A 13,090-nucleotide genomic window follows, 5' to 3' on the forward strand; every position below is an offset into this window, starting at 1 on the left:
CTGTCTTCAAACTGTCATATAGCAGTCATCTGCGCCATGGTAAGCCTTGTATATTTCACTAATGTGACACGGATCAACGTAGCAGCGGCCCCAGGCCGCGTCAGGGTTTCAGCGAGCTTTCAGCGCCGGCAGATACGCCGGGCTGTCGGAGATGCTGTTGTGGTCGCTGGCCGGGATGAACTGCAGTGTCGCCACGCCCGGGGCGAAATGCGCGTACAGCCGCTCGGTGCTGGCCCGCGGCACCAGGCTGTCGTCGGCGGCCGCCACCAGGCGGGTAGGGGCGCTGACCTGGGGGGCGTAGCGCCATGAGTCGAAGCGGTCCTTGAGCATCCACTGCACCGGGAACAGCGCGAAGCGCTGGCTGGCCAGCTCCGCCAGGCTGTTGAACGGCGTCACCAGCACCAGCCGCGCCACCGGCCGCTGGCTGGCCAGGTACACCGCCACGGCGCTGCCCAGGCTGCGGCCGATCACCGTCACGTGGGGGTGGCCGGCAGCAACCAGGTCATACAGCGCCAGCGCATCGGCCTGCAACGCGGCCTGGGTGGGCGAGCCGCCGCTGCCGCCGAAGCCGCGGTAATGCAGCAGGTACAGCGCCTGGTCGGCGAAAGTTGCCGAGAAGTCGGCGAGGTTCAGCGACACGTCCTCGGCGTTGCCACCCAGGTACAGCACCGCGTCAGGCCCGTCATGGGGGCGCACCGAGGCTTGCAGGCGCACGCCGTCCACCGTGAACGCCATGAGCGAGGCCGGCGTATCGCCCTCGTTGGGTTGCGGGTGATAGATCAGCGCCCGCTGGAACACCAGCAAGGCCGCGCATAGCGCCAGATAAAGCAGCAGGCCGCCGAAGACAATGCCCCCGAACAAGCGAAACCCTCTACGCAGCACCATGCAACACCCCCAACCTTCCCCCACTTACCGTAGCAGCTGCCGCAGGCGGCGTCCGGCTACAAACGCGATTCGCCTGGCCCCCCGCAGCGCCCAGGACGCGGCCATCGGCCGCTGCTACATCCTGTGGGAGCTGGCTTGCCAGCGAGCTGTTGGGGCCATAAAAGCTCGCTGGCAAGCCAGCTCCCACAAGACAGTTGCTGCTACGTCTGCTCGCGGTATTGGCTGGGCGACAGCCCGGTGTGCTTGCGGAAGAAGCGGCTGAAATACGCCACGTCGTTGAACCCCAACCCATGGCCGATGGCCTTGATGCTCAGGCTGGAATAGGCCAGCTCGCGGCGCGCTTCCAGCACCAGCCGGGCGTTGATTAGCGCCATCGGCGGCATGCCCAAGTGCTCCTGGCACAGGCGCCCCAGGGTGACCAGGGTCATGCCCAGCTCCCGGGCATAGGCCTGCAGCGGCCGGTGCTGGCGGAAGTGCATGTCCACCAGCTCGCGAAAACGCACCATCTGCTGCGAGCGCCGCGACGCCGGCGCCTCGTCCACGCCCTGCGGGCAGCGGCCGTGGCGCAGCACCTGCACCAGCAGGCCCAGCAGCAGGCCCATGCTGCAGGCCACGTGGTCGCTGGCGCGGTTGTGGTACTCGTCGCGCAGGCTGGTGAACAGGGGCAACAGCGGGTCGGCTGCGGCGGGCCAAGTGGGCAGGTCCACCACCTGTGCCTGCAGCAGCCGTGCCGCCAGCGGCGCCGACACGGCGTCGGCCATGGCCTGCAGCAGCGTCTGCACGGCCGTGATCACCTGGCCCTCCACCGCGCCGTCCCAGCTGAAGCCATGCACGATAGGCGCCGGCACGATGATTGCGCAGGGCGCCTGCACGCGCAGCACCTGGCCGTCGAAACGCAGCTGGCCGCTGCCGTGTTGCAGGTACAACAGCTGCAACAGGCCTTCGTGGCGGTGGGGGGCGATCTCCCAATGGTGTGCGCCGGAGCGCAGGGAAATCGATTCGACGTGCAGCGCGTCATGCCAGATCGGCTGCACGCGCTCGCCGTACAGGGCGTAGTTGGGAATGGCGGCCATGGTGTCAGGTGTTGTTGTTATGGGCACCGCTACTGTGCCACAGCGCCGTGGCGGGCGGCGCAGTTTGATCGGCATGTGCCGGCCTTTGCAGGTTTTGTCCATTCAAGCCCGGCGGGCGCCAGGCCTACCCTGTGGCCTGTGGAAGCGCCGCCTGTCGCGGCGCCCATTGGAGATAACCATGCACAACAAGAACAATGACTGGCTCAACCTGACTTCACGCGTCTGCGTGGTCACCGGCGCCGCCGGTGGCATTGGCGCCATAGTCGCTCGCGAACTGGCCGCCCAGGGCGCCACCCTGGTGCTGCTGGACCTTGACCTGGACACCTGCCAATCCCTAGCCGCCACCCTGGGCGGCGCGGCCAGCGCCCTGGCCTGCGACATCAGCGATGCCGCCAGCGTGCGCCAGGCCGCCGCCCAGGTGCTGGCCAGCCATGGCCGTTGCGACGTGCTGGTCAACAACGCCAGCGTGATGCGCCCCGGCCGCCTGGAAGACATCAGCCTGGCACACTGGAACCAGGTGCTGGCGGTGAACCTCAGCGGCTACCTGCTGTGCGGCCAGGCGTTCGGCCAGCCGATGCTGGCCCAAGGCAGCGGCAGCATCATCCATGTCGCGTCCATTGCCGCCCACGCGCCGCAACCCTGGAGCGGCGCCTACAGCACCGCCAAGGCGGGGGTGAGCATGCTGTCGCGCCAGCTGGCGGTAGAGTGGGGCGCGCGCGGCGTGCGCAGCAACGCGGTGTGCCCGGGGCTGATCCGCACGCCGCTGTCGGCGGCCTTCTACGCCGACCCACAGGTGGAACAACAGCGCAGCGCCATGACCGCCAGCCGGCGCATCGGCGAGCCCCAGGACATTGCCGACGCCGTGCTGTTCCTGGCCAGCCAGCGCGCCAGCTACATCAACGGCGCCGAACTGCTGGTGGACGGCGGCTTCGAAAGCATGCCCATGGCCCTGTTGCCGCGCCCAGGCTTCGAAGGGGCACGGCCATGAACCGGACCTGCGACGTACTGGTGGTAGGCGCCGGGGCAGGGGGGCTGAGCACCGCCATCACGGCGAAGAAGGCCGGCCTGGACGTGGTGGTCATCGAGAAGGCCGACTGCTTCGGCGGCACCACGGCGTTCTCCGGCGGCGTGCTGTGGATACCTAACAACCGCCTGGGCAAGGCCCAGCAGGCCAACGACAGCCTGGCGCTGGCGCGCACTTACCTGCGCGACCAGGCCGGGGCCTTTTATGACGACGCGGCCATCGAGGCTTTCCTGGCGCACGGCCCGCAGATGGTCGATTTCTTCCAGCGCGAGACCGCCGTGCAGTTCGTCCCCACCCTGTACCCCGACTACCATCCCGACGCCCCGGGCGGCGTCGACGTGGGCCGCTCGATCCTCGCCGCGCCGTTCGATATCCGCCAGCTGGGCGCCGACATGGCGCGCCTGCGCCCACCGCTCAAGACCATCACCTTCATCGGCATGATGTTCAATTCGTCCAACGCCGACCTCAAGCACTTCTTCAACGCCACGCGCTCGCTGACCTCGTTCGTCTACGTGGCCCGGCGCCTGGCCACCCACCTCAAGGAGATGTTGCTGTACCGCCGCGGCACCCAGGTCACCAGCGGCAACGCCCTGGCCGCGCGGTTGGCCAAGTCGGCGTTGGACCTGGGCATTCCGATTCTCACCGGCACTGCGGCGCGGCAGTTGCTCAAGGACCAGGGCCGCATCACCGGCCTGCTCGCCACCAGCGCCCAGGGCGAATGCCGCCTGCACGCGCGCCGCGCGGTGGTGCTGGCCGGCGGCGGCTTCTCCCACGACCGCCAGCGGCTGCGCGAGGCCTACCCCCACGTCAAGCGCGGCGGCGAGCACTTCTCGCCGGTGCCCGACAGCAACACCGGCGACGGCGCGCGCCTGGCCGAAGCCGTGGGCGGGCGCGTGGACATTCGCCTGCAAGCCGCCGCCGCGTGGATGCCGGTGTCGAAGGTGCCGATGGGCAAGGGCCGTTTCACTGCGTTCCCGCACCTGCTGGACCGCTACAAGCCCGGGGTGATCGGCGTGGACGCCAGCGGCCAGCGCTTCACCAACGAGGCCAACAGCTACCACGACGTCGGCGAAGCGATGATCGCCAACGACGCCGCACGCAGCGACACGGCCATGTGGTTGGTGTGCGACGCGAAGACCCTAGGCAAGTACGGCCTGGGCTACGCCAAGCCCTCGCCCATGCCCCTGGGCAAGCTGATTCGCCAGGGCTACCTGTTCAAGGGCCGTACCCTGGCGCAGCTGGCCGGCAAGGCCGGCATCGACGCCGAGGGCCTGGCGCGCACCGTCGCCAGCTACAACCGTGGCGCCGCCCAAGGCCGCGACGAAGCGTTCGGCCGTGGCAGCACCACGTTCAACCGCTATCTGGCCGACCCGCAGCAACGCCCCAACCCCTGCGTGGCGCCCATTGGCGACGGGCCCTATTACGCGGTGAAAACCCTGATGGGCGACCTGGGTACCTTCGACGGCCTGCGCACCAGCGTGGTGGGCGAGGTGCTGGACGCCAGCGACCGGCCCATCGAAGGCCTGTACGCGGTGGGCAACGACCGCGCCAGTATCATGGGCGGCAACTACCCCGGCGCCGGCATCACCCTGGGGCCGATCATGACCTTCGGCTACATCACCGGGCGGCACCTGGCGGGGGTGTTGCAGAAACAGGCAGAGGAGCAGCCAGCATGATCGTCGACCATCGCGTCTATACCATCGTGCCGCGGGGCATGCCCGAGTTCCTGGAGGTGTTCGAGCGCCTGGCGATGCCGATCCTGCTGCGGCACCTGGGGCGGCCGTTGGCGTTCTACACCAGCAGCATCGGCCCGCTGAACCAGGTGGTGCACCTGTGGGGCTATGAGGATTTGGCCGATTTCGAGCGCCGCAGCCTGGCGCGTGATGCGGATGTGGAGTTTGCGGCCTATTTGCAGGCCACGCGGCACCTGGTGGTGGCGCAGGAAACGCGGATCATCCGGCCGGTGGCGTTTGCCTGCCTGAAGTGACGCGGCCTGCGGCCGCTGCTACAGGACCGCGTTTTCGTAGCAGCTGCCGCAGGCCGCGTCCTGGCCCTACGCCGATTCCAACTGCCGAATCACCTCATGCAACCGCTCGTTGGCAGCCGTCTGCAAGGCCACGTCCGGCGCCTGGCGCACCGGCACGCTGGCCAGGTTGGTCCAGTGGCCGTTGTCGAAGAACCGGTAGCTGGCGTTGCCCTGGGCCCAGTCGCCGGCCAGCAGCGCCTGCAGGTGGAAGGTCTCGGCCAGCTCGCTGGTGCGGCCGCTGGGGTTGCCGTCCAGGTGCAGGCTGAGCTGGTTGACGCCGCCCGGCCCGAACGGCAGCTCGGCGAACTCGCCCCACAGGTCGGCGTGGAATTCGCGCACCGGGTGGGTGGGCTGGGTAATGCGGGCGCTGCCAAACACCTGGCGGGTCACCGTGTTGACCACCAGGTCCAGGGTCAGCTCCGGCGCACCCAGGATGGGTTTGCGCACGTTGAGGCGGGTGTGAAACAGACCGATAGCGTTAGCCATGTCAGTGCTCCTTGCTCAGGCTTTGGCGGATTTGGCGGGTTTGCTGGCAGCCGCCTTGTTCTGGTCGATGGCGCTGTGCAAGGCCGCGCCCGCATGGTCGCCGGCCAGGCGTTTGAGCTGCACCAGGTCGCCGCCGGCAATGGCGGCTTCCACCGTGGCCTGGTGGAAGCGCGCGGCCTGGTCGACATGGCCGCGTTCGCGGATGCGCTGGGCGTCCACTTTCACCGGCACCTGCTCGACCGAATGCCACTGGCCGTTGACCTCATACGAGTAGCTGGCAACGCCGACCTGCCAGTTCGGCTCCAGCACCAGCTGCGCCTTGAAGATGATCGGCGCCGTCGGCCCCTGGCCCGCCTTGCGGCCCTGCAGGGTCAGCAGGATGCGCGCATCGGTCGGTGGAATCAGGCCCAGGTAGGTGTAGTCGCCTGCGACCTGCACATGCAGGTCCAGCGGCGGGTTGATGGCCTGGGTCAGGGTGGCGGCGCCGGTCAGCACGCGGCGCGGGGTGTTCACCAGCAGGTCCAGCTGCAGCTGCTGGGCCCCAGGCTTGTGGGTGCCCACATCCAGGGAAACGGGGAAAAGCCCAACGACGGTGTGCAGAGTTGATTCAGACATTGTTGCCTCCAATGCAAGCAATGGTTAAGGATCAAGTTGCGTTAGTCACAAGGCAGACGGTGGGTGGAGCGCGAAGCCCGCAGGCACGAAACCGTTCGCCGTGGCGCCTGGCGTTTAGGTATTGGCCTAATGATTACGGGTTGTTCGGCTCCGCATCTTGGGGTGCAAGTCGTGCCACCTGCCCGGTGGCTTCCTCAGTTAAGCACCGGTTTTCAGGTGTGCAGATGAAATCGGCGGGGTGCCGACAGGTGGTTGATTATTGCAGAAATAAGAATAACGTTATGCCCATTGCGGTGGCCCGACGAGGGGTCAACGAAACCCCTGCCGCGGGTCCTTCAACCACCCTTGCAGCTCTATCTCCGCCTGTTCCAGCGCCGTGCGGTTGAGCAGTTTGCGCAGCAAAGCCACGTGCACCGCGCGGGCGCGCAGGTTGAAGGCCGGCTGGCTGTCGATGTCGTCATTGGGCTGGCGCACGCCCAGTTTTTCGTACAGCTGCTGCAGGCGGTTCTGCACGCTGCGCAGCGACAGGTTGCGGCGCTGGCCGATGATGCGGTCGGTGAGGCCCAGGGCAATGTCCTGCAGCACTTCGTACTCAGCGTCCGTCAGGCCCAGCACGTGGTTCTGGCTTTTCTGCTGCACGCCGCGCACTTCGCGGTCTATCACGCACTGCTGTTCGATGAACAGGCTGCGCAGCGCCAGGCGCAGGCGGTCCTCGGAGGCAGTCTTGAGGATATAGCCGTAGGCGGCGCCCTCGGGGACGATGCGCGAGATGCCGCGCACGTAGGCTTCGTCGGCGTAGTTGGACCAGAACATGATCGAGGTTTCCGGGCGCTCGCGCCAGATCGAGCGGGCGGCCTCCACGCCGGTGCAGCGCGGCATCTGCAGGTCCATCACCACCGAGGTAATGGCGAACTCGCCGGCCAGGCGCTCGCCCACGTGGCCGTCCTCGGCCTCCATCAGCCGCGAGCATTCGGGCAGCGCCACCTCGATCACTTCCTTGAGGAAAGCACGGTGCACCGGGTCGTCTTCAATCAGCAGAATATCCATGGGGCAGGGCTCCTGTTCAGGCGTGGGCCGGCAGCGGCAGGCTGATTTTCACGCAGGTGCCCTTGCCATGCGGGCCCTTGCCGATGTGCACCTGGGCGCTGAGCAGTTGCGCCCGCACCTGCATGTTCTTCAACCCGCTGCTCTCCAGCGGGCCAGCGCCGTCCAGGCCCAGGCCGTCGTCGAGAATGGTCAGGTGCAGGTGGCTGTCGGTGGTGGTGATGTCCACGGCGATGGACTGCGGCGCAGCGTGCTTGATGGCGTTGTTCAGCGCCTCCTGGATGATGCGGAACAGGGCGATCTGCTGCGGCTCGGCCAGGCGGTTGGCGAGGCCATCGGTGCTGTCGTGCAGGTGGGTGGCGATGTCCAGGCCGCTGTTGCGCACGCTGCGCAGCAGCAGGTCTTCCAGGCCTTCCTCGAAGCCGAACAGCTGCAGCACCGTGGGCTTGACCGCGTCGATGATCGACCGCAGCTCCTGCATGCTGTCCTGCAGCGCGCCGCCCAGCTGCGCCAGTTCCGCGCCGCCGGCGTTGCCCTGCAACTGCAGGCGGCCGATGCGCCGGTACAGGCGGGTCATGTCGGCCAGGGTCTGGTCGTGCAGGTCCATGCCGATGCGCTGGCGTTCGTTTTCCAGCTCTTCGGTGAGGCGCAGCACACCCAGCCTCAGGCCTTCCTCGCGGGCGCGAATCTGCGCCTCGGCGATGGCCAGCTGCTTGGCCTGCTCGGTCTGGTGCAGGGCGTACAGGTAGGAGGCCAGCAGGTCCGCCACGTGCTGGGTGTGACGCACATCGTCGAGGGTGTAGAAATTGGCCGTGTGCATGGAGCAACTGAGCGCGCCAATGACCTCGCCGCGCGCCCGCAACGGCACGTGCAGGCGGCTGCGCAGGCGCGCGTCGAAGATCGGGTGGTTGATGGCGCCGGGAAACTGGAAGCGCGCATCGTTCATGGCGTCGTCGCTGAGAATATAGGTTTCGTCACCGCGCAGCAGCGCGCGGATCGGGCTCTGGGCGATGGGCAGCGGATGGTTGGCGAAGTCGCCCCAGGCGGTGTGCACACCGGTTTCGTAGGCGGACAGGTGGCTGTGGTTGTCCAGCAGCAGGCTCACGTCCAGGTGGTCGTGGGGCAGGATGTGGCGAATTTCCTCGGAAACGGCATCGATCATCGACTGGAAATCCAGGCGCCCGGCCAGGGCGCGGGAGATGCCAAGGAAGTGATGCAGCACGTTTTCGGCGGCAATGGGTGCGCGTGGCGCCATGGTGGTCGGCCTTTGTTGTTATGGGAAGCCTGGCCTGAGTATGACTGAAAGTGGCCTGCAGGCTTGCGCCAACCTTTTGCGGGATCCCGCAAGTAATGTGCGCGCAAAGGGTGTCAAGTATGCAGCAACGCCCCCGGACAGGCCCTGGCGGCCAGCGCAGACTGGGGGCGCAGTTTCAGTAATACCGGCACGACCGAAGCCTTCGGCGGCCTGATGCCCACAACAATAACAAGGGTAAAATCATGAAACGTCACCCGCTGCGCTCCGCGCTGCTGTCCACTGCATTGCTGATCACGCCGTTCATGCTCGCACAGGCCGCCACGGCCGATAAAACCATCGCCTTGTCCAACAACTACGCCGGCAATTCCTGGCGCCAGGGCATGCTCGCCAGCTGGCAGCAGACCAGCGAACAGGCGGTCAAGGCCGGCACCATTGCCGGCGCGGACTCGTTCACCACTGGCGAGAACCAGGCCACCGAACAGGCCGCGCAAATCCAGAACCTGATCCTGCAGGGCTACAGCGCCATCGTCATCGACGCCGCGTCGCCCACCGCGCTCAACGGCGCGGTCAAGCAGGCCTGCGACGCCGGCATCATCGTCGTCTCGTTCGACGGCGTGGTCACCGAGCCCTGCGCCTACCGCATTTCCATGGACTTCAAGCAAAGCGGCCAGCAGGCCATGGACTACCTGGCCAAGCGCTTCCCGCAAGGCGCCAACGTACTGGAAGTGCGCGGCCTGGCCGGGGTGTCGGTGGACGAGCTGATTCATTCGGGCATCAGCGCCGGCGCCACCCAGTACCCGCAACTGAAGATCATCGGCTCGGTGAACGGCAACTGGTCGCAGACCGCCGCGCAGAAGGCCGTGGCCGGCATATTGCCCAGCCTGCCGAAGATCGATGCGGTAGTCACCCAGGGCGATGACGGCTTTGGCGTCGCCCAGGCGTTCAGCGCGGCCGGCCGCCCGGCGCCGGTGATCATCTTCGGCAACCGCGAGGAAGAGCTGTCGTGGTGGAAGAAACAGAAAGACGCCAACGGCTACGAGAGCTTCTCCATTTCCAGCGCCCCGAGCATCAGCAGCCTGGCGTTCTGGGTGGCCCAGCAGCTGCTGGATGGCAAACAGTTGCCCCATGACCTGCTGTCGCCGGCGCTGAGCGTTACCCAGGACACGCTGGAATCCTCGCTCAAGGGCGTGGAAAAAGGCGGCATCGTCAGCCAGGCCTACAGCGTCGGCGATGTCGCCAAGCTGACCAGCCCGACTGCCCGCTAAAGGAGACCTGCGATGCAAGCCAATCAAGCGGCCCTGGTCAGCCTGCAGGGCGTGGGCAAGACCTTCGGCGCGGTGCGCGCGCTGAGCAACGTGGACCTGCAGTTCCACCCCGGGGAGTGCCTGGGCCTGATTGGCCACAACGGCGCCGGCAAGAGCACGCTGATGCAGGTGCTGGCCGGCACCCTGGCGGCGGATGCCGGCGCCTTGCACATGGCCGGCCAGGACGTGCGCACCGGCTACTGCGTGCAGGTGGCCCGCCAGCACGGCATTCGCTGCGTGTTCCAGGAACTGTCGCTGTGCCCCAACCTGAGCGTGGCGGAAAACACCCGGCTGATGTGCCCCGGCCTGCGTGGTTTTGGCTGGCGGCGCAAGGCGGCGGCGTTGATCGGCGCCAGCCTGGACAACATTTTCCCCGGCCATGGCATTGGCGCCGACGAGGTGGTGGCCGACCTGCCCATCGGTCAGCGGCAGATGGTGGAAATCGCCCGTGCCTTCTGCGTGGCGGGCGAGCACCTGGCGCTGGTGATCCTCGATGAGCCCACCTCGTCCCTGGACGCACGGGTGGCCGGGCAGTTGCTGGCCCACGTGCGTCGCTACGTGGCGGGCGGTGGCTGCGTGGTGCTGATCAGCCACATCCTCGGCGAGATGCTTGCCACCTGCGACCGTATCGCGGTGATGAGCGACGGCCAGGTGGTGGCGGTGCGTGCTGCCAGCGCCTTCGACCATGCCTCGCTGGTCGAGTGCATGGGCAGTGGCGCCAAGGCCCATGCCGGCGCGGGCGCTTTCGTGTCCAAGCGCGAGCAGGCCGTGGTGGTCAACCAGCGGCCGACGCGGCAAACCGATGGCCGCCACATAGCCGCCCATGCCGGCGAAATTGTCGGGCTGGCAGGCCTGGCCGGGCAGGGCCAAAGCCAGCTGCTGATCCAGGTGCTGCGCCAGCGCGTCGCCCAGGGCTTGCCGGTGGCCCTTGTGGCCGGCGACCGGCAGACCGATGGCGTATTCGCGCTGTGGTCGATTGCCCAGAACATCACCATCAGTTCGCTGGCGGCGCTCAAGCGCGGCGTGCTGCTGGACCCGCAGGCCGAGCAGGCCATGGCCGCCCACTGGCAGCAACGCATGGGCATTCGCACCCCCGACATGGCCAACCCGATCCTGTCACTGTCCGGCGGCAACCAGCAAAAGGCCCTGTTCGCGCGGGCGCTGGCGTCCGACAGTGCCCTGATCCTGATGGACGACCCCATGCGCGGCGTCGACGTAGGCACCAAGCGCGAGGTCTACGCCATCGTGCAGGAGGAGGCCGCGCGTGGCCGCACCTTCATCTGGTACACCACCGAGCTTGAAGAGCTGGACTATTGCGACCACATCTATGTGTTCCGCGACGGCCAGGTGGTGGCTGACTTCCCCCGTGATGAATTGAGCGAAGCGCAGGTGCTGCGCAGCTCGTTCCAGGAGGCCGTGGCATGAATGCGCCCCATCCCTTGCCCTTGAAAGGCCAAGCCGTGCAGGCGCAGGCAGCGCCCGCCGCCGTGAACCGCGCGCGGCTGTTGCGCAGCGCCTTGCCGGGGCTGTCGCTGGTGGTGCTGCTGGCCACCATTTTCATCATGCAGCCGCGGGCCATGAGCTACATGGGCATGAACCTGATGCTCAACCTGGCGGTGCCGATTGCCTTGGCCACCATCGCGCAGATGCTGATCATCACCGTCAACGACCTCGACCTGTCGCTGGGCAGCTTCATCAGTTTCGTCGCCTGCGTGGCCGCCACCTTGCTCAACCAGCATCCGCTGCTCGGTTGCCTGGCGCTGGTAGCCTGCGTGGTGGTGTATGCGTTGCTGGGGGCACTGGTGCATATCCGCCAGCTGCCCGCCATTGTCGTCACCCTGGGCATGTCGTTCATCTGGGGCGGCGCGGCGGTGTTGCTGCTGCCCGCGCCAGGTGGCAGCGCGCCGCAGTGGCTGCAGGCGCTGGTGAAGATCCGCACGCCGCTAGTGCCGTTCGCCATCATCGTCTGTGCGGTGCTGGCGGTGGCGGTGCATGCCTTCCTGATGCGCTCCACCCTCGGCGTGGTGCTGCGCGGCGCCGGCGGCAACCCCCTGGCCATCGCCAAGGCCGGCTGGTCGCTGTTGCGCATCAAGGTCACGCTGTATGCGCTGGCGGGTAGCTTCGGCGTGCTGTCGGGCCTGTTCCTGGTGGGCCTGACCACCTCGGCTGATGCCAGCATGGCGCTGCGCTACACCTTGCTGTCGATTGCCGGAGTAATCCTGGGCGGCGGCGAGTTCGTCGGCGGGCGGGTGTCGCCCATCGGCGCGGTAATGGGCGCGCTGACCCTGGTGCTGGCCGGCTCGCTGCTGTCGTTCATCCGCATTTCCCCCGATTGGCAGATCGGCGCCCAGGGCGCGATCCTGATCCTGGTGCTGGCCCTGCGCACCGCCGTCAACCGCCTGGAGGCTCGCCCGGCATGACTACCGCCACTGGTTTCAATCGGCTGCTGGGCAAACCCTGGCTGTGGGCATTCCTGGCCGCGCTGCTGGTGTGGCTCGCCACCCTGGCGTTCACCCGCGGCGAAGGCGCTGGCGCGCTAGTGTCGGGGGCGCTGAGCTTCTCTGCGTTCTTCGTGATCGTCGGCCTGGGGCAGATGTTCGTGATCACCACGGGGCCGGGCAACATCGACCTGTCGATCCCGGCCAACATCGCCTTGAGCGGCGCCGTGGGCATGAAGCTGATGGCCGGCCAGGACCTGAACATTGCCCTGGGCATCGCCGGGGTGCTGGCGCTGGGCGGGCTGGTGGGCTGCGGCAACTACGCGCTGATCCGCGTGCTGCGCATTCCGCCGATCATTGCCACGCTGTCGGCCAGCTTCCTCCTGCAATCGCTGGCCATCGCCTACGGGCGCAGCGTGCGCATCGCGCCGCCGGACGGCTTCTACCAGTTCACCACCGGGCATGTGCTGGGCGTGCCGTACCTGGCGATTTTCGTGGTGCTGCTGGCGGTGCTGGGCGGCTATCTGCTGACCCGTACCCGGTACGGGCGCTGGACTCTGGCGATCGGCCAGAACGCCCGCGCCGCCGAACTGGCCGGGGTGCGCGTGGAACGCGTGCGCTTTGCCACCTACGTGCTGAGCGCGGTGTTCGCCAGCCTGTGCGGGCTGCTGCTGGCGGGCTTTTCCGGCGGCGCGTCGCTGAGCATGGGCGACGAGTACCTGCTGGCCTCGATTGCCGTGGTGGTGATCGGCGGCACCTCGGTGGCCGGCGGTTTCTCCAACGTGCCGGGGCTGTGGGGCGCGGCGCTGTTCCTGTATTTGCTGGTGAGCATGCTCAACACCTTCGGCGCCAGTGCCGGGGTCCGCATGATTCTCACCGGCCTGATCATTATCACGGTGATTGCCGCCGTCAGCGGCCGCAAGCGCGCCCTGTGACCAAG

At 67.4% G+C, this 13,090-nt stretch carries 13 protein-coding genes; 7 read left to right on the plus strand and 6 right to left on the minus strand.

The features are described 5' to 3' along the window. Positions 1–108 precede the first annotated feature (108 nt). Complete coding sequence (locus AC0J42_RS14610; RefSeq protein WP_473006709.1) at positions 109–885, minus strand: alpha/beta hydrolase; 777 nt, start codon at positions 883–885, stop codon at positions 109–111. A gap of 200 nt (positions 886–1,085) precedes the next feature. Beyond that, positions 1,086–1,958, minus strand: coding sequence for a helix-turn-helix domain-containing protein (locus AC0J42_RS14615; RefSeq protein ID WP_473006859.1), 873 nt, complete (start codon positions 1,956–1,958; stop codon positions 1,086–1,088). Positions 1,959–2,136: 178 nt separating this feature from the next. Between AC0J42_RS14615 and AC0J42_RS14620 the strand changes: the two genes are divergently transcribed. From AC0J42_RS14620 to AC0J42_RS14630, 3 genes are read left to right on the plus strand one after another with little or no spacing between them, the layout of a single operon-like run. Then, positions 2,137–2,946: an SDR family NAD(P)-dependent oxidoreductase gene (locus AC0J42_RS14620; protein ID WP_473006710.1), complete on the plus strand. Its 810-nt coding sequence runs from the start codon at positions 2,137–2,139 to the stop codon at positions 2,944–2,946. After that, positions 2,943–4,658, plus strand: coding sequence for an FAD-dependent oxidoreductase (locus AC0J42_RS14625; protein WP_473006711.1), 1,716 nt, complete (start codon positions 2,943–2,945; stop codon positions 4,656–4,658). Before AC0J42_RS14620 ends, AC0J42_RS14625 begins: the two co-directional genes overlap by 4 nt. After that, entirely contained in the window at positions 4,655–4,969 is a 315-nt protein-coding gene (locus AC0J42_RS14630) for an NIPSNAP family protein (RefSeq protein WP_473006712.1), read from the plus strand. The genes AC0J42_RS14625 and AC0J42_RS14630 overlap by 4 nt, the downstream gene beginning before the upstream one ends. Positions 4,970–5,035: 66 nt before the next feature. Here AC0J42_RS14630 and AC0J42_RS14635 read toward each other — a convergent pair whose 3' ends face one another. From AC0J42_RS14635 to AC0J42_RS14650, 4 genes are all read right to left on the minus strand, one after another. Further along, positions 5,036–5,494 (minus strand): DUF1842 domain-containing protein, encoded by a 459-nt coding sequence (locus AC0J42_RS14635; protein WP_473006713.1) that lies wholly within the window; start codon positions 5,492–5,494, stop codon positions 5,036–5,038. A gap of 15 nt (positions 5,495–5,509) precedes the next feature. Next, on the minus strand, positions 5,510–6,109 hold the full coding sequence (locus tag AC0J42_RS14640; protein ID WP_473006714.1) for a DUF1842 domain-containing protein: 600 nt from the start codon (positions 6,107–6,109) through the stop codon (positions 5,510–5,512). Between the two features lie 309 nt (positions 6,110–6,418). Continuing rightward, positions 6,419–7,156: a response regulator transcription factor gene (locus AC0J42_RS14645; RefSeq protein ID WP_416424274.1), complete on the minus strand. Its 738-nt coding sequence runs from the start codon at positions 7,154–7,156 to the stop codon at positions 6,419–6,421. Between the two features lie 16 nt (positions 7,157–7,172). Further along, positions 7,173–8,408 carry a GAF domain-containing sensor histidine kinase gene (locus AC0J42_RS14650; protein ID WP_473006715.1) on the minus strand — a complete coding sequence of 412 codons (1,236 nt, stop codon included), beginning with the start codon at positions 8,406–8,408 and terminating at the stop codon, positions 7,173–7,175. 242 nt (positions 8,409–8,650) lie between these two features. On the opposite strand from AC0J42_RS14650, the gene AC0J42_RS14655 reads away from it, so the two are divergent. The 4 genes from AC0J42_RS14655 to AC0J42_RS14670 are packed head-to-tail and all read left to right on the plus strand — an operon-like array spanning position 8,651 to position 13,085. Then, the gene (locus AC0J42_RS14655) at positions 8,651–9,673 is read left to right on the plus strand and encodes a substrate-binding domain-containing protein (protein WP_473006716.1); all 1,023 of its coding nucleotides are present in this window, start codon (positions 8,651–8,653) and stop codon (positions 9,671–9,673) included. 12 nt (positions 9,674–9,685) lie between these two features. After that, positions 9,686–11,137, plus strand: coding sequence for a sugar ABC transporter ATP-binding protein (locus tag AC0J42_RS14660; RefSeq protein WP_473006717.1), 1,452 nt, complete (start codon positions 9,686–9,688; stop codon positions 11,135–11,137). Further along, positions 11,134–12,132 carry an ABC transporter permease gene (locus tag AC0J42_RS14665; RefSeq protein ID WP_473006718.1) on the plus strand — a complete coding sequence of 333 codons (999 nt, stop codon included), beginning with the start codon at positions 11,134–11,136 and terminating at the stop codon, positions 12,130–12,132. The genes AC0J42_RS14660 and AC0J42_RS14665 overlap by 4 nt, the downstream gene beginning before the upstream one ends. After that, complete coding sequence (locus tag AC0J42_RS14670) at positions 12,129–13,085, plus strand: ABC transporter permease (RefSeq protein WP_473006719.1); 957 nt, start codon at positions 12,129–12,131, stop codon at positions 13,083–13,085. Before AC0J42_RS14665 ends, AC0J42_RS14670 begins: the two co-directional genes overlap by 4 nt. The last annotated feature ends 5 nt before the right edge of the window (positions 13,086–13,090 follow it).

This window comes from Pseudomonas sp. Tav-5-1A, from assembly GCF_055755055.1.